The sequence below is a fragment of the Arthrobacter liuii genome (genome assembly GCF_014639275.1).
Taxonomy (GTDB): domain Bacteria; phylum Actinomycetota; class Actinomycetes; order Actinomycetales; family Micrococcaceae; genus Arthrobacter; species Arthrobacter liuii.
Genome location: NZ_BMFW01000003.1, coordinates 219091 through 243413, shown reverse-complemented (window position 1 = coordinate 243413; position 24323 = coordinate 219091). Strand labels below are relative to the sequence as shown.

General features: G+C 64.5%; 25 protein-coding genes, 1 tRNA gene and 1 pseudogene. 4 read left to right on the top strand and 23 right to left on the bottom strand.

The window, feature by feature from the left end; genetic code table 11:
• The 15 genes from tatC to IEW19_RS04985 all read right to left on the bottom strand — a co-directional run bounded on the left by tatC (window position 1) and on the right by IEW19_RS04985 (window position 14949).
• Window positions 1-795 carry a twin-arginine translocase subunit TatC gene (gene tatC / locus IEW19_RS05055; protein ID WP_188570580.1) on the bottom strand — a complete coding sequence of 265 codons (795 nt, stop codon included), beginning with the start codon at window positions 793-795 and terminating at the stop codon, window positions 1-3.
• A gap of 48 nt (window positions 796-843) precedes the next feature.
• A complete protein-coding gene (gene tatA / locus IEW19_RS05050) occupies window positions 844-1119 on the bottom strand; it encodes a Sec-independent protein translocase subunit TatA (protein WP_188570579.1) in 276 nt (91 codons plus the stop codon).
• A gap of 32 nt (window positions 1120-1151) precedes the next feature.
• Window positions 1152-1496: a regulator of G-protein signaling domain-containing protein gene (locus IEW19_RS05045; protein WP_188570578.1), complete on the bottom strand. Its 345-nt coding sequence runs from the start codon at window positions 1494-1496 to the stop codon at window positions 1152-1154.
• 10 nt (window positions 1497-1506) lie between these two features.
• Entirely contained in the window at window positions 1507-3492 is a 1986-nt protein-coding gene (locus IEW19_RS05040; RefSeq protein ID WP_188570577.1) for a helix-turn-helix transcriptional regulator, read from the bottom strand.
• Window positions 3493-3588: 96 nt separating this feature from the next.
• Complete coding sequence (locus IEW19_RS05035) at window positions 3589-3984, bottom strand: FKBP-type peptidyl-prolyl cis-trans isomerase (RefSeq protein ID WP_188570576.1); 396 nt, start codon at window positions 3982-3984, stop codon at window positions 3589-3591.
• A 63-nt stretch (window positions 3985-4047) separates the two neighbouring features.
• Window positions 4048-5016, bottom strand: coding sequence for an FKBP-type peptidyl-prolyl cis-trans isomerase (locus tag IEW19_RS05030; protein WP_188570575.1), 969 nt, complete (start codon window positions 5014-5016; stop codon window positions 4048-4050).
• 114 nt (window positions 5017-5130) lie between these two features.
• A complete protein-coding gene (pafA, locus tag IEW19_RS05025) occupies window positions 5131-6495 on the bottom strand; it encodes a Pup--protein ligase (protein WP_188570574.1) in 1365 nt (454 codons plus the stop codon).
• A 9-nt stretch (window positions 6496-6504) separates the two neighbouring features.
• Window positions 6505-7215 (bottom strand): proteasome subunit alpha, encoded by a 711-nt coding sequence (prcA, locus tag IEW19_RS05020; protein WP_188570573.1) that lies wholly within the window; start codon window positions 7213-7215, stop codon window positions 6505-6507.
• Between the two features lies 1 nt (window position 7216).
• Window positions 7217-8038: a proteasome subunit beta gene (gene prcB, locus IEW19_RS05015; RefSeq protein ID WP_188570572.1), complete on the bottom strand. Its 822-nt coding sequence runs from the start codon at window positions 8036-8038 to the stop codon at window positions 7217-7219.
• A gap of 79 nt (window positions 8039-8117) precedes the next feature.
• Entirely contained in the window at window positions 8118-8321 is a 204-nt protein-coding gene (locus tag IEW19_RS05010; RefSeq protein WP_015937113.1) for a ubiquitin-like protein Pup, read from the bottom strand.
• A gap of 84 nt (window positions 8322-8405) precedes the next feature.
• A complete protein-coding gene (gene dop, locus IEW19_RS05005; RefSeq protein WP_188570733.1) occupies window positions 8406-10025 on the bottom strand; it encodes a depupylase/deamidase Dop in 1620 nt (539 codons plus the stop codon).
• Between the two features lie 50 nt (window positions 10026-10075).
• The gene (gene arc, locus IEW19_RS05000) at window positions 10076-11827 is read right to left on the bottom strand and encodes a proteasome ATPase (protein ID WP_188570571.1); all 1752 of its coding nucleotides are present in this window, start codon (window positions 11825-11827) and stop codon (window positions 10076-10078) included.
• Window positions 11828-11909: 82 nt separating this feature from the next.
• A complete protein-coding gene (locus tag IEW19_RS04995; RefSeq protein ID WP_229748344.1) occupies window positions 11910-12974 on the bottom strand; it encodes a tRNA (adenine-N1)-methyltransferase in 1065 nt (354 codons plus the stop codon).
• Between the two features lie 99 nt (window positions 12975-13073).
• Window positions 13074-14276 (bottom strand): site-2 protease family protein, encoded by a 1203-nt coding sequence (locus IEW19_RS04990; RefSeq protein WP_188570570.1) that lies wholly within the window; start codon window positions 14274-14276, stop codon window positions 13074-13076.
• Window positions 14269-14949 (bottom strand): HAD family hydrolase, encoded by a 681-nt coding sequence (locus IEW19_RS04985; protein ID WP_373283567.1) that lies wholly within the window; start codon window positions 14947-14949, stop codon window positions 14269-14271. Before IEW19_RS04985 ends, IEW19_RS04990 begins: the two co-directional genes overlap by 8 nt.
• A 199-nt stretch (window positions 14950-15148) precedes the next feature.
• Here IEW19_RS04985 and IEW19_RS04980 point away from each other — a divergent pair, with 199 nt between their 5' ends.
• A complete protein-coding gene (locus tag IEW19_RS04980) occupies window positions 15149-16054 on the top strand; it encodes a PAC2 family protein (protein WP_188570568.1) in 906 nt (301 codons plus the stop codon).
• A 78-nt stretch (window positions 16055-16132) separates the two neighbouring features.
• On the opposite strand, the gene mshC is transcribed toward IEW19_RS04980, so the two are convergent.
• Window positions 16133-17410 carry a cysteine--1-D-myo-inosityl 2-amino-2-deoxy-alpha-D-glucopyranoside ligase gene (mshC, locus tag IEW19_RS04975; RefSeq protein ID WP_188570567.1) on the bottom strand — a complete coding sequence of 426 codons (1278 nt, stop codon included), beginning with the start codon at window positions 17408-17410 and terminating at the stop codon, window positions 16133-16135.
• Window positions 17411-17425: 15 nt separating this feature from the next.
• Window positions 17426-18259, bottom strand: coding sequence for an undecaprenyl-diphosphate phosphatase (locus tag IEW19_RS04970; protein WP_188570566.1), 834 nt, complete (start codon window positions 18257-18259; stop codon window positions 17426-17428).
• A gap of 51 nt (window positions 18260-18310) precedes the next feature.
• Between IEW19_RS04970 and IEW19_RS04965 the strand changes: the two genes are divergently transcribed.
• The gene (locus IEW19_RS04965; RefSeq protein ID WP_188570565.1) at window positions 18311-19246 is read left to right on the top strand and encodes an aldo/keto reductase; all 936 of its coding nucleotides are present in this window, start codon (window positions 18311-18313) and stop codon (window positions 19244-19246) included.
• 55 nt (window positions 19247-19301) lie between these two features.
• On the opposite strand, the gene IEW19_RS04960 is transcribed toward IEW19_RS04965, so the two are convergent.
• Window positions 19302-19568: a hypothetical protein gene (locus IEW19_RS04960; RefSeq protein ID WP_018771129.1), complete on the bottom strand. Its 267-nt coding sequence runs from the start codon at window positions 19566-19568 to the stop codon at window positions 19302-19304.
• Window positions 19569-19608: 40 nt separating this feature from the next.
• On the opposite strand from IEW19_RS04960, the gene IEW19_RS04955 reads away from it, so the two are divergent.
• A complete protein-coding gene (locus IEW19_RS04955) occupies window positions 19609-19842 on the top strand; it encodes a DUF5703 family protein (RefSeq protein ID WP_102975559.1) in 234 nt (77 codons plus the stop codon).
• Here the strand turns inward: IEW19_RS04955 and IEW19_RS04950 are convergent.
• A pseudogene (locus tag IEW19_RS04950) lies at window positions 19839-20998 on the bottom strand (acyl-CoA dehydrogenase family protein). The gene IEW19_RS04955 and the pseudogene IEW19_RS04950 sit on opposite strands and share 4 nt — an antisense overlap.
• Window positions 20999-21010: 12 nt before the next feature.
• Window positions 21011-22315 (bottom strand): M20/M25/M40 family metallo-hydrolase, encoded by a 1305-nt coding sequence (locus tag IEW19_RS04945; RefSeq protein ID WP_188570564.1) that lies wholly within the window; start codon window positions 22313-22315, stop codon window positions 21011-21013.
• Window positions 22316-22484: 169 nt separating this feature from the next.
• Between IEW19_RS04945 and IEW19_RS04940 the strand changes: the two genes are divergently transcribed.
• Window positions 22485-22567: transfer RNA gene (locus tag IEW19_RS04940), tRNA-Leu, on the top strand.
• A gap of 213 nt (window positions 22568-22780) precedes the next feature.
• Here the strand turns inward: IEW19_RS04940 and IEW19_RS04935 are convergent.
• The 3 genes from IEW19_RS04935 to IEW19_RS04925 form a co-directional block, all read right to left on the bottom strand.
• A complete protein-coding gene (locus IEW19_RS04935) occupies window positions 22781-23053 on the bottom strand; it encodes a hypothetical protein (RefSeq protein WP_229748343.1) in 273 nt (90 codons plus the stop codon).
• Window positions 23054-23350: 297 nt separating this feature from the next.
• The gene (locus tag IEW19_RS04930) at window positions 23351-23647 is read right to left on the bottom strand and encodes a hypothetical protein (protein ID WP_188570563.1); all 297 of its coding nucleotides are present in this window, start codon (window positions 23645-23647) and stop codon (window positions 23351-23353) included.
• Between the two features lie 176 nt (window positions 23648-23823).
• Window positions 23824-24285 (bottom strand): GatB/YqeY domain-containing protein, encoded by a 462-nt coding sequence (locus IEW19_RS04925; RefSeq protein ID WP_188570562.1) that lies wholly within the window; start codon window positions 24283-24285, stop codon window positions 23824-23826.
• Window positions 24286-24323: the final 38 nt, after the last annotated feature.

Genomic DNA, 24323 nt, shown 5'->3' with positions numbered 1-24323 from the left:
CTACAGCTTCTTGAGATCACTGCCCGGGGTAGCGATGTCCGCTGTGGCCTCGGTCTCCTCGACCTGCCGGGCCTGCCGGCGGTCGCGCCGCTTGTCATTCATGATGCAGATGCCAATGGCCGCAAAGAAGAGCGCCAACAGCGGTCCGGCCAGCATGAACATCGAAATGGCATCGGCACCGGGCGCTGCCATCGCGGCCAGGACGAAGACCAGGAAGACGGTGATGCGCCAGGCCTTCAGGATGGTGCGGCCTGAAATGATGCCCGCCATGTTGACCCCAACCAGCACCACAGGGACCAGGAAGGCCAGGCCCAGCATCAGGACCATGCGGGTGACAAATTCGATGTAGGTCCTGGCATCGATGACGCTGGAGGAACCTTCAGGGGTGAACTGGGTCAGCGCGTGCACCACCTGTGGAACCACAAGCCAGCCCACCCAGATTCCGGCAAGGAACAGGGGAATGGCAGCCGCCATGTAGCCAAGGGTGTAGTGCCGCTCCCTGGATGTCAGCCCCGGGGTAATGAAGGCCCAGAGCTGGTAGATCCAAATGGGGCTCGAAATGACCGCCCCTATCACGAGGGACATCTGGAGCTTGAAGTCAAAGGGCGACGCGATGGTGCCGAAGTTGATGGCCGCAAGGCCTCCGGTCTCATTCGAAATCCGGTTCACCGGTGCGGCCAGGGCCTTCAATAGCGGATCGTAAAGTATCCAGCCGCCAATGCCGCCGATGACGACGCCGATGGCGGACTTGATCAGCCGGTTCTTCAGCTCCTTGAGGTGCTCCCAAAGCGACATCCGCCCCTCGGGATTGGCTTTACGGGCCCGCGACAGTGCCACGGGAGGTCAGGCGCGGGTCGACGGCGGAACGTCAGTGCCGTCTTTCGGCTCACCGGTCTGCGCCTTGGGGTGGTTCACGATGGTGCCTTCCACCGGACCGCTGGCCTCAGTGGTGGAGTCGGCTTTGCCGTCATTCTTCATTTCCTTGACCTCGGACTTGATGATCCGCATGGACTGTCCCAGGCTGCGGGCCATGGCCGGAAGCTTGGGGGCAGCAAAGAGAAGCAAAGCAACAACGATGATAATTACGATTGGCCAGGGGCCATCAAAGAGTCTTCCCACGGGAATTCCTTTCCTCTAAGTACATCCTACTTCTATGTGAAGTCGAGATCTCCGAGCGCCTGCGGCTGGCCCCGGTCCTTTTTGCGCTGCACTCGCCGGCGGCGGCGTTCTTCGCGCCATGCCGTTTTGGATGCCTCGTAATCATGTCGCATGACAGCGGGTGAGGCAAAAACAGCCGACCCGGACAGGGCCCGTTCCGGCGCCGCGGACTCCTGCATCTCGACCGGGTTCAGGTGTCCCAGCTTCTCGCCCGCGGCGCTGAGGTCCTTCACAGTCGCCATGAACTGGCGGAAAAGACGGATGCCCAGCAGGACATAGAACAGCAGGGATACCGCGACAAGCGCCACCCATATGAGAATCCAGGACCACCAAGGCATGCTGAGTAGTCTATCCGGCGTATCTGTCCAGCGATGCCGCCAGCCAGTCCCGCGCGGCGTCAGCCACCTCTGAAGGCGCCAGGATCCTGGCGGCGCCGCCGTGCTGTGCCACGAACATCGGCAGCCACGCCGTGTTGCCGAACCGGATCTGGGCTACCAGGCCCCCGTCGGGCAGCTCAGCGGTGCGCTCAGCGTAATAGTCCTCCGCCAGCCCCCTCCCCTGCCGGGTGAGCTGGACCGTAACTGTTGTGTCGTCGTCGTTCGCGGTGAAAAGTTTGGCCGGCACCCCGCCCTCCGCTGAACCGTGCAACCCGGACGGCGCCCCGTTGGGGCGCACGTCCTGTATGCGGTCCAGGCGAAAATTCCGCAGGCCGTCCACCATGTGGCACCAGGCCTCGAAGTACCAGGTGTTGTCCAAGGAGTACAGCCGCAGCGGGTCGACGTCGCGCTCAGTAACTGCATCGCGCTGGGGTGAGAGGTAGGTCAAACGGAGCTGGGAGCGGGACTCGATGGCCTGGCGTACCGTGGCATGGGTTGCGGCGTCCGCCGGAGCCACCTGGGGCCCGGCGATGGAGGCAGCGCGGAGTCCTTCTTCACCGGCTGCGGCCAGGAGCTTCAAGGTGACCGATTCCAAGGCCCCGCCGCCTGGCAGATCCGGCAGGCCATTGAGGGTCTCCAGCCCGGTCAGCAGGGCGCATGCCTCCGCCACTGTGAACCGGACCGGCTTCTTCAGGTCGAGGTCCTGGGTGATGAAGACGTGGTCGTCTTCCCACTGGATATCGAGGAGGTCGTCCGGATAACCTTCCGGCAGTCCGGAGCAGATGAGGATCCGCAGGTCTGCCTCAAGTTCTTCCCGGGTGACGCCGAAGTGGTGGGCGACGTCCTGGATGTGGAGGCCCTGGTTGTGGACCAGGAACGGGACCAGTTGCAGCATTCGCTTGAGCTGGTCCTCAGAGGTCCCTTTCCGGGCGGTCCGAGTGCGGGCGTCCGTGAAGGCATAGGCCGGGACAGGTGCGGCGCTGAAGTCGGCCGCGGCCTGCATGCGGCGCCGGACTGCCCCAGCAAGTTCGACGGGTTCCACTGCCACGGCATCGGGTCCATAGGAGGCCAGCTCTTCGGCGAGCACCTCCGGGTCCCGGTACTCGAGGACGAGCCGGTCGTAGCCGTCAGCGGGTTGGCCGGGACCCGGGTGCCGGGCGCCTTCAACGGACCGGCGGCGCAGGGCCAGTAATCGCCCCTGCCTGACATGGACGACGGCGGCGCGCAGCGGCAGTTCAGGCAGCCGGTCGAGTGCCGCCCGGATGCTGAAGTCGGCCGGCGGCTCGTACTGCTCCCTTGCCAGGGTGGTCACGGCACTGGTGAGGCGGGAGAGACGGAAATGCCGGGCCGCTTTTCGGGCCCGGTCGTAGCCCATGAGGTACCACTGGCCGAATCGGCTGCCCAGGCCCCAGGGCTCCACAGTCCGTTCTTCCTCCTTGCCGGTACTGCCGGCAAGGTACGTGAAAGCGACGGGATGCCGGGCATGCATGGCAGCGACGATGTCATCGAAGGCCTGGCCGGCCGGTTTGATCCGTGGCTGGACCCCGGCCGGCAGCTCCACCTCCGCCAGCCGCCCTGACGCCTGGAGTTTGCGCAGTGCACTCTGGGCTGCAGTCCCCAGTGCGGCGCGCTCCCAGAGCTGGGAGGCCAACAGGAGTACGGTCCATTCCTCCGGTCCCAGCTGGAGGTCCGGGAGCCGGTTGGATTCCTTGCCGATCCGGTACCTGGTGGTGGCCGGGTCATCCTCGCTCCAACCCAGGTCCGTCAGCGTCTCGACGTCGAAGCCCATCGCCCGGAGGTCATTCTTGTCCCGCTCAAACATCCGCCCGAAAGCGACGTCACTGCCGGACGTGTCGCGGTAGACCTTGTCCCGCAGCTCGCTGCGGCGCAGTCCGTAGCGGGTGTTGAGCAGCGCAAACAGCAGGTTGAGGAGGCGTTCAGTGCGGGATACAGACACCTTTGTTACGTTACTAAACTCCACCCGTGAAAGCAGAAAGCGCGGCAGTACGGAGGATTATCCTCCGTACTGCCGCGCTCCGGGTTGTGGACTTCGTCAGCGGACGCCGACCAGGTCCACGACGAAGATCAGTGCCTCGTTGGGGGCAATGGCTCCGCCGGCACCGCGCGAGCCGTAGGCCAGCTCGGAGGGGATTTCCAGACGACGGCGGCCGCCCACCTTCATGCCAAGGAGGCCCTGGTCCCAGCCCTGGATGACCTGACCCACGCCCACACGGAAGTCCAGCGGTGCGCCGCGGCCCCATGAGGCGTCGAATTCTTCCCCAGTCGACCAGGCGACGCCCACATAGTGGGTGGAGACAGTGTCCCCAGCCTGGGCTTCCCTGCCGTCACCCTCGATGAGGTCCGTGATGACGAGTTCGGTGGGGACGTCGCCTTCAGGGAAGTCGATCTCGGGCTTCTGGCGGTCGAATTCCCGCTGTCCAAACGACATGCTTGCTCCTATGCGTGAGAGGTTGTTGGTGCCGCGGTGGACACGGCGTCCCTGTAAGTCTTGCTACTTGACCCCGAGGATGTCCACTACGAAGACGAGGTCGCCCTTTGCCTGGCCCTGCCCGGCGTCTCCGTAGGCCAGGTCCTTCGGGATGACCAGCAGGACGCGGGACCCTACCGTCTTACCGGCGAGGCCCTGGGTCCAGCCCTTGATGACACCGGAGAGCGGGAAGGTGGCTGGCTGGCCGCGGTCAAAGCTGGAATCGAACTTGGTGCCATCGGAGAGGTTCACGCCAACATAGTTCACCGTCAGCGTGTCGGATTCCTTCACGGCGGCGCCCGTGCCCTTGATCAGGTCCTGGGACACGAGTGCAGTGGGGGCAGCCGCACCTGCGACGTTGATTTCCGGCTTTCCGTCTTTTTCCGTCACAGTCGGCAGGCCGGCAGGCGGGGTCACGGTCTCACCCTGGGGCTTGTCCAGTACAGGAGTGGGGTCCGAGGCGGACAGTACCTTGATGATCAGCAGCTGAGTGGGTCCAGCCGCGGCGCTCGGGCTGGGGCTGGCGCCGTCGGACGGGCTCGGGCTGGCCGACGGTGCACTCTGCTGGGCAGGGACGGCCAGGGCCAGGCTGGATCCCACTTTGGCACCTACGAAAGCGTTGTAGATGACGGCGCTGCCCGTCTTGAGCTCATCATTCAGCTCGAGGCTTTCAGGCTCGTTGGGGAACGTATCCTCCAGCTGGGAACCATCCGTGCCGTTCAGGGCGAGGATGGAGATCTTGGCTACCTGGTTTGCCTTGACGGCGTCGCCGTTGCCTTGGGAAACTACCTTGATCGTTGGTTCGGTGACGGCCAACGGCTTATCGAAGTCCACACCCGGGGCCTTTTTGTCCCCGTTGTCGGTCAGTTTGAGGGAGTCGAACTTTGCAGTCTCCCCTGCGGACTGGCTGCTGGGCTCGGGCTGAGAGGCGGTACCTCCGCAGGCCGTCAAAAGCAGCAGGCCGGGAAGAAGTATTGCGAGTAGTCGGCGCACGTAGGAAAACTTTCGTCGGGGCAGGGTGGATACGACATTCCGCTTGGCGGCGGACAGTGCCGTGGAGGGTCCCGTTAAAAGGACCCTATCCAGAATAGACCCTGAAGCTGGACGTCAGCCCATAGAGTCGAGAAGGGCGTCCACGCGCTCATCAACGCTGCGGAACGGGTCCTTGCAGAGAATCGTCTGGTGTGCACGGTCGTTCAGTTTCAAGTGCACCCAGTCCACTGTGTAGTCACGCCCCAGTTCCTGGGCACGGCGGACAAAGTCGCCGCGCAGCTTGGCGCGGGTGGTTTGTGGCGGCGCGTCCACGGCACCTTTGATGACGGTGTCGTCAACGATCCGGCGCACGGCACCACGGGACTGCAGTAGATAGAAAAGTCCCCGGCTGCGGGAAATGTCGTGGTAGGTGAGATCGAGCTGGGCGATCCGTGGTGCCTCCAGGCCCAGCCCGTGGCGTTCGCGGTAGTTGTCCATCAGCTTCTTCTTGATGGCCCAGTCGATTTCCGTGTCAATGCCCCTGGTATCACCGGATTCGATCGCATGGAGCGTGCGCTCCCACAGGTCAAGGATCAGGGGAACGTGTGGGTTGTGGGCGCCGTGTTCCTTGACGAAGGCCGTGACCTTGGTCAGGTACTCCTGCTGGATTTCAAGGGCGGTGAGCTGGCGTCCGTTGGCCAGGCGGACCAGCGCGCGGCCGCTGAGGTCATGGGAGATCTCCCGGATGCTGCGGATGGGGTTCTCCATCCGCATGTCGCGCATGATCACGCCGGCCTCGATCATCCGAAGGACCAGGTCCACGGTGCCGACTTTCATCAGGGCCGTCGCCTCGGACATATTCGAGTCACCGACGATGACGTGCAGCCGCCGGTAGAACTCTGCATCCGCGTGCGGCTCATCCCTGGTGTTGATAATGGGCCGGGAACGGGTGGTGGCGGACGAGACACCCTCCCAGATGTGGTCCGCACGCTGGGAGAAGGCATAAGTAGCCCCGTGGGGCGTCTTCAGGATCTTCCCGGCCCCGGCGATCAGCTGGCGGGTGACGAGGAACGGAATCAGGATCTCGGCCAGGCGGGAAAACTCGCCGCGGCGGGGAATCAGGTAGTTTTCGTGGCTCCCGTAGGAATTGCCCGCGGAATCGGTGTTGTTCTTGAACAGGTACACGGTGCCGTTGAAACCTTCGGCGGCCAGCCGAGCCTGGGCCTCGTCCACCAGGTCATCGAGGATCAGCTCACCGGCACGGTCGTGGGCGATCAGCTGGGCCAGGTCGTCGCATTCGGCCGTTGCGTACTCGGGGTGCGACCCGACGTCGAGGTACAGCCGGGAACCGTTGGTGAGGAACACGTTGGATGAGCGCCCCCAGCTGACCACTTTGCGGAACAGGTACCGCGCCACCTCCTCCGGAGCAAGAGGCCGCGAGTCAGGGCTCGAGTAAGAGATCCCGAACTCGGTTTCGATGCCGAAGATTCTCTTGTCCATGTGGTCCTCCTAGGCCAGCAGTGCTGTAATGTCCGCGTCGTTCAGCCTTCGGAAGGCGCGCCGGGAGCCGCGGGCGCTTTCGGAAAGCCTGTCCAGGACGGCCACTTCGAGGGCGCTCGGCGGCAGCGCTGGTGCCGGCTGGTCCCCCTCCCGGGCCGGCGTGAGTCCCTTCAGTGCCAGCCGCACAGCGTCGGCGAAGCCCAGTGAAGCCTGCCATCCGGCATCGATGGCCGATGACACCTTCTCTGCCTGGCCGCCCATCACCACGAAACTGTGCTCATCGGCGATGGAGCCGTCAAATGTCAGCCGGTACAGGTGGTCTTCGGCCTGGGTGGAGCCTACTTCCGCGACGGCAAGTTCCACCTCAAAGGGCTTCTGCTCGGCGGTGAAGACCGCGCCCAGGCTTTGCGCGTACACGCTTGCCAAACCGCGGGCGGTCACGTCCTCGCGGTCGTACGAGTATCCGCGGACATCGGCATAGCGGACTCCCGCCTGGCGGAGGCTTTCGAATTCGTTGTACTTGCCGACAGCGGCGAAGGCGATCTTGTCATAGATTTCGCCGATCTTGTGCAGTGACGGCGAGGGGTTCTCGGCGACCAGTGCGATGCCGTCCGCGCAGCTGATGACAACCACGGAGCGGCCGCGGGCGATGCCTTTCCGCGCGAAATCCGCGCGGTCCTTCATTAACTGTTCGGGTGAGACGTAGAACTGCTGGGTCATGTCAGGCCTCCCGTCCGGCGACGGTGCGCGCTTCGATCACGTTGCGCGAGGCAGCGGCGAGTTCAGCCTCGGGAACCCGCCGGGCTCCGGTCCTGTCCACCGTATAGACCACTGGCCATAACTGCCGGACCGTATCCGGGCCACCCGTCGCCGAATCGTCGTCGGCGGCGTCATAGAGCGATTCGACGGCAACGGACAGGGCCTCGGCAGCGGTGAGGTTGGGCCGCCAAAGCTTCTTCAGGGCCCCGCGTGCAAAAACGGAACCGGAACCCACGGTGTGGTGTTCGTGTTCCTCGTACCTGCCGCCGGTGACGTCATAGGAGAACAACCGGCCGACTCCTGCGCTGGTGTCGAAACCTGCGAACAGGGGCACTACTGCCAGGCCCTGCAGGGCCATGGGGAGGTTGCCCCTGATCATGGCCCCCAGCCGGTTGGCCTTGCCTTCGAGGCTGAGCTGGGTTCCTTCAATTTTTTCGTAGTGTTCGAGTTCAACCTGGAAGAGCCGGGTGAGGTCGATAGCTATGCCGGCAGTTCCTGCTATGCCAAGGACGGAGAAGTGGTCGGCTGGAAAGACTTTCTCGATGTGCCTGCTGGCAATGACGTTTCCCATGGTGGCCCGCCTGTCGCCCGCCATCAGGACACCGCCACCGTAACTCATGGCAACGATGGTGGTGGCGTGTGGAACCTGGATCGGGGCGGCCGCGGACGCACCACCCTGGAGGGACCGGTTGAAGGGCAGTAGCTCAGGCCGGTCCCGCAGAAGGTGCTCGGTAAAGGACGAGGTGGCGTTGGCGGCTACCTGGTTGGCGGTTGATTCCTGCACTCATCACTCCTTGAACGTGGTACTTCAACGTCGGTACAGATTCCGGCCGTCCGCGGCTTCCGCCACCTACCGGTCCGGGTTACTGGCCGCCCTTTTGGACGAATGCCCGGACGAACTCTTCGGCGTTGGATTCCAGGACACCGTCGATTTCGTCGAGCAGGTCATCCACGCCTTCGGTCGATGCCGATGCCTGTGCCTCGGGTGGCGCCGGTGGTGCCTCGGGGATGTCTTCGTCGACCTGGCTGTCGCGTGACTGCGGCTGCTGCTGCTCCTGGCCTGCCATTGGATTCCCTCCTTCTTCCTTCGGTGGATCCGGCGGATCCACCGATATGCCCATCCTGCCACGGGACGGGCGCTCCGGCGCGGTTTACGCCGCAGGCGGAGTGCTGTTGTGTCCCAGCAGTTCCCCGAGGAACGGTGCCGCTTCCCGGTAGCGCTCGAACAACGCTCCGGTCAGGGCTTTGGTTCCCCGCAGGGGCTCCCTGGTGGGCACCCGCTGAAGCCGCCCGTAGCCCGGCACGTCGAAGATGACGGAATCCCAGCTTGCCCCGACCACGTCCTTGCCAAAACTGCTGATGCACTTCCCGCGGAAGAAGGCGCGGGTATCGGCCGGAGGGTGCGCCACCGCAGCGGCGATGGCGGAATCATCAACCACGCGCTGCATCCGGTTCCTGGACAGCAGACGGTAGTAGAGGCCCTTCTCGGGCCTGATATCGGCCCACTGGAGATCCACCAGCCCCAGCCGGGCGTCATTCCATTCCAGGCCGTCGCGCTGGCGGTAGCCATCCAGCAGGGAAAGTTTGGCCAGCCACTCCACCGAGGTTGCAGCAGCCGCCCTGTCACTGTCGAGCTGGGTGAGAACGGATGCCCACCGCTCCAAGACCTCGTGGGTGTGCCCGTCGCCGTCCACCGTGTCACCCACACCTGTGTCCTGGGCGAGTTTGGCGGCAGCCTCGTGGTAAATCCACTGAAGATCCAGAGCAGTGACGCGCCTGCCGTCCAGCAGGCGCAGCTTTGCCGTCAGCGAGGTATCGTGGCTGACCGTCTTGAGTGCTGCGACGGGTTCGTAGACCTCGATTTTGGGCGCCAGCCCCGCCTCGATGAGGCTGAGGACCAAGGCTGTGGTGCCGAATTTGAGGTAGTTGGACACCTGGCTGAGGTTTGCGTCCCCGATGATCACGTGCAGGCGCCGGTATTTGTCGGCGGTAGCGTGGGGTTCATCCCTGGTGTTGATGATCGGCCTGCGGATGGTGGTTTCCAGACCCACCTCGGCTTCGAAGAAATCAGCGCGCTGGCTGATCTGGAAGCCGGGGGCAGAACTGTCCTGCCCGATCCCCAGCCGGCCGGCTCCGCAAACCACCTGGCGGCTGACGAAAAACGGTGTCAGTCCGCGCACGATGTCCCCAAATGGCACGGACCTGGGCATGAGGTAGTTCTCGTGCGAACCGTACGAAACGGACTTGTTGTCCGTGTTGTTCTTGTAGAGGTTGACCGGCGGGAGGGTCGGGTCTGCGGCCAGCCGGCGTACGGCGGCCAGCCCCACCAGGTCGCCGGCAGCATCCCAGGCCACCGCGTCCCGCGGGTTGGTGACCTCGGGACTTGAGTATTCGGGATGGGCATGGTCAACATACAGCCGCGCTCCGTTGCCAAGGACCATGTTCATCAGGAGGGTCCCGGACTCGTCCTGCCCGTCGAGTTCCAACTCCTCGCGGCCGTAGGCCAGGGCCACCGCCTCTGCGTCAAGTACCGGCGGCTGGTCGGTCAGTTGGGTGGGGTGTGCAGCACCCCGGTCGACGGTCCAGCCCCGGGCATCGTGCAGCGGCTCTTCATCCGTGTAATCCCAGCGGGTCTCGGCTCCGCCGGCTGCGCGCTGCCGCGTGACCTGAGCGTAGGCCTGGACCACGCGTGCACTCATCATGGTGGCGTTGGCCGAGGGCGCGGAGGGAGCGTGGATCCCGTATTCGGTTTCCGCCCCCATGACCCGCATGGCTCCGCCGACGGGGAGGGCTTCCCCGTCGGCGGCTCCCTGTGCACCCGTCACAGATACTGTCCTGTGGTTGGCATGGTTTCAATGGACTTACCGGGCTCCTGCCCGGCCTTGCCCTGGACGATGGTGCGGATATAGGTGATCCGTTCGCCCTTCTTACCGGAGATGCGTGCCCAATCGTCAGGGTTGGTGGTGTTGGGCATGTCCTCGTGTTCGCGGAATTCGTCCACCACGGCGCGCAGCAGGTGCTCGATCCGGAGCCCCTTCTGGTGTGAGGTCAGCAGGTCCTTGATGGCGTACTTCTTGGCCCGGTCCACCACGTTCTGCACCACCGCACCTGAGTTGAAATCCTTGAAGTACAGCATCTCGGTGTCACCGTTGGCATAGGTGACCTCCAGGAACTCGTTGGACTTGTCGGTGGAGTACATGGCTTCCACGGTGCGCTGGACCATTGCGTCAACGGTGGCCTGGACGTCACCGTTGTGTTCGGCGAGGTCCGATTCATGGAACGGCAGGTCCGGCGTGATGTATTTGTTGAAGATGTCGGCGGCTGCTTCAGCGTCGGGCCGCTGGATCTTGACCTTCACGTCCAGCCTGCCAGGCCGGAGGATGGCGGGGTCGATCATGTCCTCGCGGTTGGAGGCGCCGATGACAATGACATTGTCGAGGCGTTCCACGCCGTCGATCTCACTGAGGAGCTGGGGCACGATGGTGGTTTCGACGTCGGACGAAATGCCCGTGCCGCGGGTCCGGAACAGCGAGTCCATTTCGTCGAAGAACACCACTACGGGGCTGCCATCGGACGCCTTTTCCCGGGCGCGGGAGAAGATCAGACGGATGTGCCGCTCCGTTTCACCTACGTACTTGTCAAGGAGTTCCGGGCCCTTGATGTTCAGGAAGTAGCTCTTCAGGTCCACGTTCCCGGACCGTTCCGCCGCGCGGGCGGCGAGGGAGTTGGCAACGGCTTTGGCAATCAAGGTCTTGCCGCAGCCCGGCGGACCGTACAAGAGGATACCCTTGGGGGCCTTCAGGCCGTGCTCGCGGTAGAGGTCCGGGTGCAGGAACGGCAGTTCGACGGCGTCCCGGATCTGCTCGATCTGCGGTCCAAGGCCGCCGATGTCCTCGTACGTGATGTCCGGAACTTCCTCGAGGACCAGGTTTTCAACCTCGGAGCGGGGCACCTTTTCCAGGGCGTAGCCGGTCCGCGAATCGACGGAAAGAGCGTCGCCGACCCGAAGTTTCTCGGACAGGAGGGCGCCGGACAGCCGCACCACGCGCTCTTCGTCAGCCCGGCCCACCACCAGGGCCCGGTCGCGTCCCAGCATCTCCTTCAGGGTGGCGAGTTCACCGGCGCGCTCGTAGCCGAGTCCAGCCACGATCAGCAGTGCTTCGTTCAGCAGCACTTCCTGCCCCACCGCCAGTTGGTTGACGTTCACCAGCGGGCTGATGCCCACACGCATCTTCCGTCCGGCGTTGAAGATGTCCACCGACTCTTCAGTGGCGGCCTGGCCGCTGTTGCCCGGTGCGGGCTGCCGCTTCGGATTGATCTGGAGGATGGTGCCGAAGCTGTAGGGCGGCTGCCCTTCCTGGTCCAGGGCGTTTTTCAGCCGCAGGATCTCTGCCTTCGCGGTCTCAAGCATGCTGACCAGCTTGGAGTTGTTCTGCGTTGCCGCTGCCAGCTGGCGGTCAATGTGCCTGAGCTTGTCCCGAAGTATGTTGACCTGGCGGTCAGCAACCGAGAGGTCGTTGGCGGCAGACTGCTCTGCCGATGTACGTCCGGAGTCCTGGTTTGGTGTCTCCATGATGTATCAGCCCCTTCCTGCGCTTCTCTTAAGACATTAGTCCCAAGAGGCCGGGTAGGGATGGAGACTCCCAAAATCTGGACTAGTTCGTGACCTCCGGAGTGTCCACGACATTCGTTCCGGCGATGGCGTCACGGGCGGCGCGCCGCAGTTTCTTGTCTGACACTGCCCGCTCTCCCACTGCGCCCGGGGTCCAGGCGTTGACGTCCTCGGCGTCGAACTCGGTCTTGGACGGGCGGCGCTTGACGGAGATGCCGGTGACGCCGTCGGCAAGCCGCCGGGTGACGAGAAGGAATCCGGTGTGGGCCACCATGCGGTGGTCGGGACGTACCGCGAGCCCTTCAAGGTGCCAGCCGCGGACCATCGACTCCCAGGCGTCCGGTTCGGTGAAGCGGCCGTCTGCCCGGATGGCTTCCGCCGTGCGGGAGAGCTGGGTGACGGTGGCAACGTAATTGATCCAGACACCGCCGGGTGCCAGGACGGTGGCCACCGCATCCAGGCACTCCCAGGGTGCCAGCATGTCCAGGACCACGCGGTCCACGGAGCCAGGCTCTTCGGCCTTGACTACTTCCTCCTGGAAGTCGCCGAGGGAAATCTGCCAGGCGGGGTGCGGCCCGCCGAAGATGGTCTCGACGTTTCCGCGCGCGATGTCCGCGAACTCCTCCCGCCGTTCAAAGGAATGGAGGTAGCCGTTGTCCCCTACGGCGCGGAGCAGGGAGATGGACAGGGCACCCGAGCCGACGCCGGCCTCCACAACGCGTGCGCCGGGAAAGATGTCAGCCATGGTAACGATCTGGCCGGCGTCCTTGGGATAGACGACGGCGGCACCCCGCGGCATGGACAGCACGAAGTCGGAGAGCAGGGGTCGGAGGGTCTGGTACTGCTGGCCCACGTTGTTCACCACGACAGAGCCGTCAACCTTGCCGATGATTTCGTCGTGGTTCAGGAAGCCGCGGTGGGTGTGGAAAGCGCCGCCGCGTTCCAGCGTGACGGTGTTCATGCGGCCGCGTTCGTCGGTCAGCTGCACGCGTTCGCCTTCCCGGAAGGGGCCGCGGCGCCGTGCAGCACCCACCGGCTGCGAGCCGCCGGCGGCAGCATCGGCTTGCGCTGCCCCCTCGGCGTCATTGACGGCAGTTTCGCTGCTCATGATTTTTCCTCGCTCCTGTAAACCTGTTGTGCCGCGGCCTGGCTGTCCCTCGGGGAGCGTTTGGCGTTTGCGGCGGCAATGCACGACCGGCAGGTAACTCTACCGGTTCTGGCCCTGCGGGTGCCTATCGTGGCGCTGGCGCTTACCTGTAATGGCCGCAAGCACAGCGTCCTGGGTCAGTAGACCGGTGACCGTGCCGTTGTGGTCCACCACTGCATAGTGGCGCCCTTCAACCTGCGAAAGGAACTGGAGCAGTTCCTGCCCCTCGGACCACTCGGGAACATAAGCGCCTGCAGCCAGCGGGAACGAAATGGCGGTGACGGGAGTCGTGTCGGCTGCAGCGCCGGGTACCGAAGCCAGGGCGTCCGGATCCACCACGCCCTGCGGCCGCCCGTCCGGTCCGCAGACCACCACGGACTTTGTTCCTGCGGCCCCCGCCCGGAGGGCGTCGCGGACGGTGCCGGTGGCAGGCAATCCGGCCGCCGGCGTCGACAACGTTGCGGCGCTGACCAGCGGGAGGCGTCCCCGCAGGGTGCCTTGCTGGATGGACGCAGATGCGCCCATCCACAGGAAACCGGCCACCAGGATAGTGATCATGAGGAGGCTGAAGTCAGGCCGGTCACCGGCAAGGAACGGACGGAGGAGGAACCAGTAGACGATGGCCAGGACAATGATCCGGCCGCCCCAGCCGGCAGCCACAGTTCCTTTCGCTTGGCTGCCGGTGGCTTTCCAGACGATGGATTCAACCAGCCGGCCGCCATCCAGCGGCAGGCCCGGAAGGACGTTGAAGACACCGATGAGGAAGTTGGCCCACATGAAGATGTTGGTCAGGATTTCGGCAACGCTTCCCAGGCTGTTGGTGCCAAGCACCAGCCAGGCAGCGCCGGCCAGGACGAAGTTGGCAGCCGGGCCGGCCAGCGCAACCAGCAGGGACCGGCCAGGGGACGCCGTGAAGCTTTCGAACTGGGTGTGCCCGCCCCAGAGGTTGAGGACGATCTTTTGGGTGGGCCAGCCATAGATTTTCGCGGTCAGGGCGTGGGCCAGTTCGTGGACAAGTACCGAGATCAGGAGCAGGACGGCGTAAGCAAAGGCCACGATGTAGGCGCTCACGCCAAGCATCGGATTGTTTTTCGCCAATACCGGCCCGTAAACGATGACGGTGAAGGCTGCGATCACGAACCACGAGTAGGCGAGGACGACGGGGACGCCCGCGATCCGTCCCAGCGGAATGCCTTCGCGGCGCACCGGCGTGACTGGTTCCGCGCCTGGTTTGGAGCGGTGGCCGGCGTCGGGGTCAGCCACGCGGATCACCCGCTGCCGCGGCCGGGCCCGCTGCATCCGCCCGCAGGAGGAGGGCTTCCAGCTCGACCAGGCTGCGGCCGGACAGGGAGTCCCAGAGCGCGTAGCTGCCGTCGTCCGGCAGCGGAACGATATGCGGGACAGCCACGGTGGCGACGCCGGAGGCGACGGCTGCGGCCACGCCCGGCACGGAGTCCTCGAGGGCTACACAGTGGTGGATTCCGAGATCAGGATCGTTCTCCTGCAGCAGTTCCACAGCGGTCAGGTACGCCTCGGGGTGCGGCTTGCCCTGGCTCACCGTGTCGCCCGTTACCAGCACTTCGAAGTATGGCCGGGGAAGGCTGGCCACCACCTGCCGGGCCAATGGGCCTTCCGACATGGTGACCAGGGCGCAGCGCACGCCGGCCTGGTGCAGGTCCTCGAGGAGTTCACGGGCGCCCGGCCGCCATGGCACCTGCTGCTGGACGCTGGTGATGACCTGGGCAGTCAGGGTGTCGATGATTTCGCGGATCTCGAGCTCGACGCCGGCCTGCTGGAGCAGCCCCGCGGAAAACGTCAGTGACTGGCCAACCAGCTGCATGGCCTGGTCATGGCTCCATGTTCCGCCGTGCGCCTTCACCAGCGCGTGCTCGGCCGCGATCCAATACGGCTCGGTGTCCACGATGGTGCCATCCATGTCCCAAAGGACGGCTTTGAGCGGGGAACTGGCGGCAGGAATCGGCATAACGCCAGTCTACGGGGCATGGCTGGGCGGAGGCTGTGGGCTACGCCGTTGGCGAATATGGCGCAGCCCCGGTGCCCGTTGTAGTGGTTGTAAGCGATTTGCGGCGCTTCATTCCATGCACGGGCGAGCACGTTGGACGTAGGGTGAAGAAATGAATAGCTTCGAGGGAGACACCGCCGAACAGGGTGCCGGACCCGAGCGGGAACGGTTCCTTCAGCCAGTGGCTGACGGACAGCGCGTAACTGTGATGCTTGCCGCCTTTGAAGGGTGGAACGATGCCGGAGAAGCGGCCAGTGATTCGCTGCGCTACCTGAACAAGTTGTGGGGTGGCAAGAAAGTCGCCTCCATCGATGCCGATGAGTACTACGACTTCCAGTTCACGCGTCCCACAGTCCGCAGGAATGCTGCCGGGGAGCGCAAGATCAAATGGCCATCCACACGGATCTACAAGGCCAGCGCCCCCAACTCCAACGTTGACGTCATCTTCGTGCAGGGTACGGAGCCCTCGTATAAATGGCGCGCCTACACCGCGGAGCTGCTGGTCCATGCCGAGGCACTGAACGTCGATTACGTGGTGCTGGTGGGCGCACTGCTGGCAGACGTTCCGCACAGCCGCCCCATTCCGGTGAGCACGTCGTCCGACGACGCCCCGCTCCGGGAGCGCATGAACCTGGAAGCGTCACAGTACGAAGGCCCCGTCGGGATTGTGGGCGTCCTGTCCGAGGTGGCGCTGCTGGCGGGAATCCCCGCCGTCTCGTTGTGGGCCGCCGTCCCGCACTACGTGGCACAGGCGCCCTCTCCCAAGGCCCAACTCGCCCTCCTCCACCGCATCGAGGAGCTGCTGCAGGTGCCCCTGGACACCCAGGAACTGGCGGAGGAAGCTGATGCCTGGGAACGCGGGGTGGATGAACTGGCCACGGAGGATCCGGAAATTGCCGCCTACGTGCGGCAGTTGGAGGAAGCCAAGGACACCGCTGATCTGCCCGAAGCCAGTGGCGAGTCCATCGCCCGCGAATTTGAGCGGTACCTGAAGCGGCGGGGCCAGGACCGGCCCTGACGTTAACGGGAGGTGGGCCTGGCCCGGAGGAGTCCGGGCCAGGCCCACCCCCGTTTTGTACCGCTGGGAGCGGAAGCCTTAGAGACTGATGCCCAGGAGGGCGTTAACAGCGTCCTTGACGAGGGCGCGGTCAGCGGGGCTGCCGGCAGCACCGGAGTCGTTCGCGTGACGTGCCCACCGAGATACAGCGGCCACCGCTGCGGGCGCATTCAGGTCGGCGGCCAGCGCTTCCCGCATTTCGGCCAGCAGTGCCTGGGCTGAACCCTCGGGAGCGTGGTCCAGCGCCTTCCGCCATGCTGACAAGTCTGCCTTGGCAGCCGTGAAACCTTCGTCCGTCCAGGACCAATCGGAGCGGTAGTGGTGGGCCAGGATGGCCAGCCGGATAGCTGCCGGGTCTTCACCGGCGGCGCGGAGCCTGGAGACCAGCACCAGGTTGCCCTTGGACTTGCTCATCTTTTCCCCATCGAGGCCCACCATTCCGGCGTGGGCATAGTGCCTGGCAAGCGGCACCCCGGCCAGGGAGTACGCATGGCCTGCGCCCATCTCGTGGTGCGGGAAGATCAGGTCCGACCCTCCCCCCTGAACAGTGAAGGGAGACGGCAGGTACTTTTGGGCGATGACCGTGCACTCGATGTGCCAGCCGGGCCTTCCCGCGCCCAGGCTGCCACCGGGCCAGCTGGGCTCGCCCGGCCGTTCCACCCGCCAGAGCAGCGGGTCAAGGGCCTGCCGCTTCCCCGCACGGCCCGGGTCTCCGCCGCGCTCGGCGAAAAGCTCCAGCATGGCGCTTTCGCCCAGGTGGGAGATGCTCCCCAGGGCCCAGGCATCAGGCGCCGTTGACTGCTTGCCGGCCGCTTCGACGTCGTAATAGACATCCCCGTCAGGTTCACCGTTGGTGCCGTCCACCTGGTAGGCCAGCCCCATGCTGACCAGCCGCTCCACCTCGGGCACGATGATGCCGATCGATTCGACGGCGCCAACGTAGTGGTCCGGCGGCAGGACGTTGAGCGCCTCCATATCGGTCTGGAACAGCTCCACCTGCTCCGCTGCGAGGTCACGCCAGTCAATGCCGGTGGCGGTGGCGCGCTCAAGCAGCGGATCGTCCACGTCGGTGACGTTCTGGACATAGGAGACATCGCTGCCGGCGTCGCGCCACACGCGGTTTAGCAGGTCAAACGCCACGTAACTGGCGGCGTGGCCCATGTGGGTTGCGTCGTAGGGTGTGATGCCGCAGACGTACATGGAGGGACGGGCCTCCTGCTCCAGCGCCACCTGGCGTCCTGCCGCAGTATCGAACAGCCGGATCGCGGGCATGTTTCCGGGCAGGGTAGGAACGGGGCGGGAAGTCCAGGATTTCACAAACCAAGCCTAGCCCTACGCGCTGATGACGCCGAAACCGAGCAGGAGGTACAGGGCCAGCCCCAGGAAGATGCGGTACCAGACAAAGAGCCGGTAGCTGCGCGTGGACACGAACTTCAGGAACCAGCCGATGATGACGTAGCCCACCACCAGCGCGATCACGGTGGCAAGGGCGGTCTCCGGCAGGCCGAAGGGCCCGGTGATGCCCTCCTTGGTGACCACCTTGTAGAGCTGGTACAGCCCGCTGCCGAAAACTGCCGGGATGGCGAGCAGGAAGGAGTAACGTGCCGCGGCCTCCCGTGTGTAGCCCATCAGCAGGCCTGCGGTAATGGTGCCGCCGGAGCGGGAGACACCGGGAATCAGTGCCAGGGCCTGCGCCAGGCCGTACAAGATGCCGTGCTTATAGGTCAGGTGGGCCAGGTCGCGTTTTTGGGCACCGATGGCGTCTGCCACGGCGAGGAACAGGCCGAAGACGATCAGCGTCGTGGCCACGATCCACATGCTGCGGAGGACGGACTCGATCTGGTCCTGGAAAAGCAGTCCCAGCACGACGATGGGAAGGCTGCCAAGAATGACCAGCCACCCCATCCGGGCGTCAGGATCCTGCCGCGGCACCTTGCCGGTGAGGGAGCCGGCCCAGGCCTTGACGATGCGGACAATGTCGCGCCAGAAATAGATCAGCACGGCCGTCTCCGTGCCGAGCTGGGTGATGGCCGTGAAAGCGGCTCCCGGATCCTGCGCATTTGGGAGGAACTCCCCTACGATCCGAAGGTGCGCGCTCGATGAAATAGGTAGAAATTCGGTCAGTCCCTGCACTAGGCCCAGCAGGGCCGCTTCAAACCAGTTCACGCTAAGACCCTACGGCATGGCAGCGGTGACACTGCCCGTAAGCTTGCTGCTATGCAGCAGCGTTACGTCGGCAACAGTGGTTTGCGAGTTTCAGCCCTCTCCCTGGGCACCCGGTCCTGGGGTGGGGAAACGGACGACCAGGACGCCTCGGAGCTGCTGCGTACCTTCCTCGATGGAGGCGGCCGCCACGTGGACACCTCGGCGTCGTATGCAGGCGGAGGTTCGGAAGCCATCCTTGGCTCGCTCCTGGGTGATGTGGTGTCCCGTCCGGAGATATCCATCTCCACCAAGGCGGGAATGACGACGCCGGATGGCCGGCGCGCGGTGGACACGTCACGCAATGCGATGCTCACCGGGCTGGACGGCAGCCTGGCCAGGCTGGGCACGGACTATGTGGACCTCTGGTTTGCCGAGGCGTGGGACGGCAATGTTCCCCTCGACGAAACCCTGGCTGCGCTTGAATTCGCCGTACGCACCGGGCGGGCGCGGTACGCCGGCATCTCGAACTTCAGGGGCTGGCAGGCCGCCAAGGCCGCCGCCGTCAGCAGCGTCCCACTGGTGGCCGCGCAGGCTGAATATTCATTCCTTGCCCGGACCGCGGAGGCGGAACTGCTTCCGGCCGCGGACGATGCAGGGCTCGGACTGATGGCGTGGGCGCCGCTGGGGCGCGGTGTCCTCACGGGAAAGTACAGGGGCAGCGTGCCCGTGGATTCCCGCGGGGCCTCGGTCAGTGAAGCCGCTTACGTGGAGCCTTACCTGGAGGAAAAGCCGTCACGCATCGTGGATGCGGTGTGCATGGCCGCCAACGGACTGGGCCGCACTCCCCTGGACGTGTCGCTGTCATGGCTGCTGTCACAGCACGGAGTTGCCACGGCAATTGTTGGCGCCCGCACGCCTGTGCAGCTGAAGGAAATCCTCGGCGCCCAGCTCGCACCCCTGCCGCCGCAGATTGCCCGGGCGCTGGAGGACGTCTCCGCAGTTTCCTAGGTCTGCTCCCGGGTCTTACCCTGGGGCTCCGGAACGGCGGGTCTGCCGGTGCGCGCTATTCCTCGACGATTTCCAGGTCCTCGTCCTCGTCCACGTCGGCTTCCTCGTCCTCTTCGTCCTCGTCGTCAAACACCTGCAGCGGGGTCACTTCGTTGTACGCCTCATAGAGCGCGTCCTCGTAAACTTCGAAGGCATCGGCAACTGCGAAAAACGCTGCCTCAACGGAGGGGTCACCGTCCCCGCGGCGGTTCGATGCTGCTATAAGGTGTTCTTCCAAAGCGGTGGTCAGGGACGAAAGCGCGACACGCGGATCGATGCTCATGACTTCACGTTAGCCGGAAAAGGACGAAAATGGAGAGCAAATGAAGGAACAATTTCTCACCAGCTCGGTCCAGCGGGAGCGGGATTATTTGCGTCAGTACGAGTACCTCGTACTCACGGTCAGTCCTGAGGATTCGCTGCCGGAGGCACGCCGGCGCCTTGTGGAACACTCCGAATACGGCAAGTGGGAGCTGGAACGCAGCAAGCTCTATGTGGGCGGCGGCAGGCGCTTTTGGCTGCGGCGCCGGGTGATGCAGGTCCAGCGGACCGTTTAGTCTTCCAGCGGGCCCAGCCAGGCGTTGGCGACAGTGTTGTGTGCTGACTCGTCGTCTGAGGGGTGGAACATCCCGGCCAGGACGTCCCGGTAGAGCCGCTCCAGTTCGGACCCCCGGAAGTAGCTCGAACCCCCGCTGACCCGGATGGCCAGGTCCACCACGCGTCGTGCGGTTTCGGTCGCATTCACCTTCAGGCCCACCAGTTTGGGGAACCATTGGGGCCCATAGTCGGCCAGGGCGTCGACGTCGGCAGTGACGGCCCTGAGCTGGGGTACAGGTTGTCCATGGCCATGGCGGCGTCGGCCACCTTCCAGCGGATGTCGGGGTCCTGGGCGTAGCTCCGGCCGCTGTTCTTGAACGAGGTGCGCCGCTTCGCTGTCTCCACGCCCACGGTCAGGGCACGTTCGCCCAGGCCTGTGTAGACAGCTGCCAGGAGGCTTTCAAAGCACGCGAAGATTGCGAAGATCAGGGGGTCAGCATTGGGGCCCACCGGCAGCTTCCGGAAAATCCTGTCCGCGGGGACGGTCACACCATCAAGGACTGTGGTGGCGGATTGGCTGGCCCGCATGCCCAGGGTGTCCCAATCATCCAGGATCCGGTAGCCGGACGTTTCCCGGGTGATGAAACCGTGGACGAGTTCACCGGCACCATCGCGTGCCGCCGCGTCCTTGCCAAAAATCCCCAGCCGCGTCCAAGCCGGCGAGAGGCTGGTGAAGATCTTGGTCCCGGTGAACGAGTAGGCTCCATCCTGTTCCGGCGTGGCAAAGGTCCGTGAGTCGAAAAGGACTGAGTCGTTTCCCGCCTCCGAGTTGCCGAACGCGAAGATTTCGCCTTGCGCGGCCTCCGTCAGGACAAAGGCCAGCGAGTGGTCGCCCCGGGCGGCGAGGACATGGGCGACGCCGGTCCACACCAGATGCATGTTGATGGCCAGTGCCGTGGCTGGGGCGGCCGTTGCCAGCCTGCGCTGGCACTGCGCGGCCGCCTCGAGCCCAAGCCCCGCGCCGCCGTCGGACGCTGGAACGAACAGCTTCAGGTAGCCGGCCTCCGCCAACTCCTGAAGGTCCTCGTGGAAGAAGGCGTTACGGCGGTCATATCCGGCGGCGCGACTACGAATGCGTTCCAGGAGCTTATCGGGCAGCAGGCCCTCTGGAGTCACGGCCGATCCCTCTTAGTAGTTGGTCAGCAGGGTGTTGAGCACCCGGGCGCCGAACTGGAGGGAGTCTGCGGGGACGCGCTCGTCCACACCGTGGAACATGCCGGTGAAGTCCAACCCGTCCGGGAGCATGAGGGGCGCGAACCCGTATCCGGTGATGCCAAGCCGGCTGAGCGACTTGTTGTCGGTACCGCCGGAAAGCGTGTAGGGCAGCACCTTTGCGCCCGGGTCCTCCTTGTGGAGTGCATCGATCATGGAGTCCACCAGGTTGCCGGCGAACGGGACCTCCAGCGAGACGTCATTGTGGACGTAGCTGACGTCCACGCCGGTGCCGGCAAGTTCCCGGACAATCTCCAGGACCTGCTGTTCCTGGCCTGGCAGGGTGCGGCAATCGACCAGTGCTTCGGCAGACTCGGGGATGACGTTGTGCTTATAGCCGCCTTTGAGGAGGGTGGGGTTGGTGGTGTTTTGCAGGGTGGCGCCGACGAACCTGGACACCGTACCAAGCTGGTTGAGCAGGAGGTCCGGGTTGTCGGGGTCGAACTCGACACCCGTAAGTTCCGTCACGCCGTCAAGGAACTGGCGGGTGGTGGGAGTGAGTTCGATGGGCCACGTGTATTCGCCAATTCGCGTTACTGCTGCAGCGAGGCGTGTCACCGCGTTGTCCGTGTTGATCTGCGAGCCGTGCCCTGCCCTTCCGTGCGCAACGAGGCGGAGCCACGAGATGCCTTTCTCCGCCGTCTGCAGGAGGTAGGTCCGCTGTCCACCGATGGTGGCCGAGAAGCCGCCCACCTCTGAAATCGCCTCGGTTGCGCCCTCGAACAGTTCGGGGCGGTTGTCCACGGCATAGCGCGCGCCGTAAGCCCCGCCGGCCTCCTCGTCAGCAAAAAACGCGAAGATGATGTCGCGCTTGGGCTTCCTGCCCTCCCGCGCGAAGTTCCGGAGGACCGAAAGGATCATGGCGTCCATGTCCTTCATGTCGACGGCGCCGCGTCCCCAGATGAGGCCGTCCTTCAGTTCTGCGCCAAACGGGTCTACCGACCACTGGTCGCGCAGCGCGGGCACGACGTCGAGGTGGCCGTGAACCACCAGGGCGCTGGCGGAAGGGTCCTCCCCAGCCATCCTGGTCACAACGTTGGCGCGGCCCGGGGCGGATTCGAAGATCTCTGCAGCCAGTCCCACTTCCTCGATGAGCCCTGCGGCATATTCAGCCGCCGCACGCTCCCCGGGCCCTGACCCGTCGCCGTAGTTGGAGGTGTCGATCCGGATGAGTTCCTGGCAGATCCGGACAACTTCATCCTCGGGCAGGACGTCAGGCATTGAAGGCTCCTTGGTAGGGAATGACTGGGTGGCACGGACTGAATCGCTGTCCTCAGCCTACCCACTTGGCCCGATTCGTTGTTCCCGGGAAGACATGTTAGAGTTTTTCTCGCTGCTTCGGAGAGGCGCGAAACGCTGAAAGGCGGATGAGCTTCCCGAATTACCACCTGCGCGGGTGGCGGAATGGCAGACGCGCTAGCTTGAGGTGCTAGTCCTCGAAAGGGGGTGGGGGTTCAAGTCCCCCTCCGCGCACAGGAAAAACCCCGGGAAACCGGGGTTTTTTTGTGTCTCCAACCACGCGAGCCACGATTCCAACCACATCAGTACGAATGTGCGATGCCCGCCAGGGGTTCAGGCATAGTCATCGCATGGGCTGCATTCTTCTTGCCCCTCCCCTGCACGGCGTTCTCTGGCGGGTGCAGGAAAGCCCCGGACCAGCTGTGGTCCAGGGCTTTCCAGATCGGCTCAGCGTTCGATGCAGACGCGGAGGTCCAGGTGGATGTTCTCGGCGGCAAGACGGTCCTGGAGGTACTGCGCGAGGCTTGCGTCGGTTGCGGTATGCGGGCCCTTCGGAGCGGCGCCGCGGAAGACGGCCTGCGTGTTCGTTGACTTGATGACGTCCAGCGGGGTTGACGGGAGATGTCCGTCGGTCATCCGCTCGATGTCGGTGCGGAACATCCGCCGGCGATCGTCGCGGACGGAGGCGTGCATGGTGAAGGGAATGAAAGCAGTGGGCAAGGGGGTCCTTTCGAGCGAGGCAACCAGCGGTCGGCGCTTCACTAATCCATAAGACGAAAGCGAGCGCTGGTATTCCCTCTCCTGCCCACTTGAGGTTGGCATCACTGATGGTTGTCCCGCAGTTGCACAGTTAGACGGCAGGCTGCCGCATCAGGTCGCCCAACTCACTGACGATGAGGCGACGGACGGCACGCCCCCTTTCGTGCCGTCCGGCTTTGCCGCCACTGGCCATCCTGGCGGTCTACGCTTTGGTTCTGGTCGTCATTTCCTTCGGCTGGCGCGTTGGTCGCTCCCGCCTCAGCTTGGAGTGGTGCGAATCATGTAATTATGCACGTCGTGGTAGGTCACTTTCGGGGGTCCGGCGAACCCCGCCTCCGCGCTTAAGGGCCCGATTTTTTGCTGTGCGAATTCATCGAATTTCTCCCGGCTTTCCCAAACATCTACGACTTGAAGCCCCTTCGGGGTCTCCGTGGCCCAGTGGAAAATAGACCCCTCGGGACCGGGACCGTGCGGGGTGAGCCCCATCCTCCTGTTGATCTCGTCGTATGCAGCAAGGCTGGTTCCGTCGAACTCCATAATGATTGCCACTGCCATGACCTGCTCCTTGGATAGTGCTGATCGCCGCGAGCGGATCCGCGGACGGATCGGTAGCGTCTTATCTACGCCTCGCCTCGTGGACCGTCAATGGGGTGAAATTTCGAACAGGCTACCTAACGGAATTAGGGCACCTCCGGGGATGGCCCCCGTGGGAAACGAGCCGGACGTCCCGGCTACGCCAGTCGGGCCCTGACGATCTCACTGACTGCCTTGCCGTCGAAGCGCCCGGCGATTTTGGGGGTCACGGATTTCATGACGGCGCCCATGGAGCGCATCGTCAGCTCGGCGCCGTCCGCCTTCAGGCCGGCGATGACCTCATCGACGATGGCTTCAGCCTCCCCGCGGGTCAGTGCCTTGGGCAGGTAGGCTTCGATGACTTCGGCTTCGGCGACCTCTGCATGCGCCCGGTCATCGTGCCCGGCCGCCGTATACGTGGCGGCGGTGTCCCTGCGCTTGGCGGCCTCCTTCTGCAGCAGGGCGGTTACCTGGAGGTCATCGAGCTCGACCGGGGTCTTGCCGGACTTTTCTCGCGTTTCGATTTCACCAAGGACGTTGCGCACCGTGGTCAGGGCGATCTTGTTGCCGGCTTTCATGTGGACAACGACGTCGCCCTTCAGCATTTCTTTCATTGACATGGTTCTGCCTCATTCTTGGTTGGATCGGAGCTGGGCGG

Bases quoted from the DNA above. Each gene is read 5' to 3' on its own strand.
- IEW19_RS04925 (WP_188570562.1), bottom strand. From the start codon at position 24,285: ATGTCAATGAAAGAAATGCTGAAGGGCGACGTCGTTGTCCACATGAAA.
- IEW19_RS05045 (WP_188570578.1), bottom strand. From the start codon at position 1,496: ATGCCTTGGTGGTCCTGGATTCTCATATGGGTGGCGCTTGTCGCGGTA.
- IEW19_RS04995 (WP_229748344.1), bottom strand. From the start codon at position 12,974: ATGAGCAGCGAAACTGCCGTCAATGACGCCGAGGGGGCAGCGCAAGCC.
- IEW19_RS04930 (WP_188570563.1), bottom strand. From the start codon at position 23,647: ATGGCAGTGGCAATCATTATGGAGTTCGACGGAACCAGCCTTGCTGCA.
- tatC (WP_188570580.1), bottom strand. From the start codon at position 795: ATGTCGCTTTGGGAGCACCTCAAGGAGCTGAAGAACCGGCTGATCAAG.
- arc (WP_188570571.1), bottom strand. From the start codon at position 11,827: ATGGAGACACCAAACCAGGACTCCGGACGTACATCGGCAGAGCAGTCT.
- pafA (WP_188570574.1), bottom strand. From the start codon at position 6,495: ATGGACAAGAGAATCTTCGGCATCGAAACCGAGTTCGGGATCTCTTAC.
- IEW19_RS05010 (WP_015937113.1), bottom strand. From the start codon at position 8,321: ATGGCAGGCCAGGAGCAGCAGCAGCCGCAGTCACGCGACAGCCAGGTC.
- IEW19_RS04960 (WP_018771129.1), bottom strand. From the start codon at position 19,568: ATGAGCATCGATCCGCGTGTCGCGCTTTCGTCCCTGACCACCGCTTTG.
- IEW19_RS04945 (WP_188570564.1), bottom strand. From the start codon at position 22,315: ATGCCTGACGTCCTGCCCGAGGATGAAGTTGTCCGGATCTGCCAGGAA.
- IEW19_RS04955 (WP_102975559.1), top strand. From the start codon at position 19,609: ATGAAGGAACAATTTCTCACCAGCTCGGTCCAGCGGGAGCGGGATTAT.
- IEW19_RS04985 (WP_373283567.1), bottom strand. From the start codon at position 14,949: ATGGATGGCACCATCGTGGACACCGAGCCGTATTGGATCGCGGCCGAG.
- dop (WP_188570733.1), bottom strand. From the start codon at position 10,025: ATGCGGGTCATGGGGGCGGAAACCGAATACGGGATCCACGCTCCCTCC.
- prcA (WP_188570573.1), bottom strand. From the start codon at position 7,215: ATGACCCAGCAGTTCTACGTCTCACCCGAACAGTTAATGAAGGACCGC.
- IEW19_RS05035 (WP_188570576.1), bottom strand. From the start codon at position 3,984: ATGTCGTTTGGACAGCGGGAATTCGACCGCCAGAAGCCCGAGATCGAC.
- IEW19_RS04965 (WP_188570565.1), top strand. From the start codon at position 18,311: ATGCAGCAGCGTTACGTCGGCAACAGTGGTTTGCGAGTTTCAGCCCTC.
- IEW19_RS04980 (WP_188570568.1), top strand. From the start codon at position 15,149: ATGAATAGCTTCGAGGGAGACACCGCCGAACAGGGTGCCGGACCCGAG.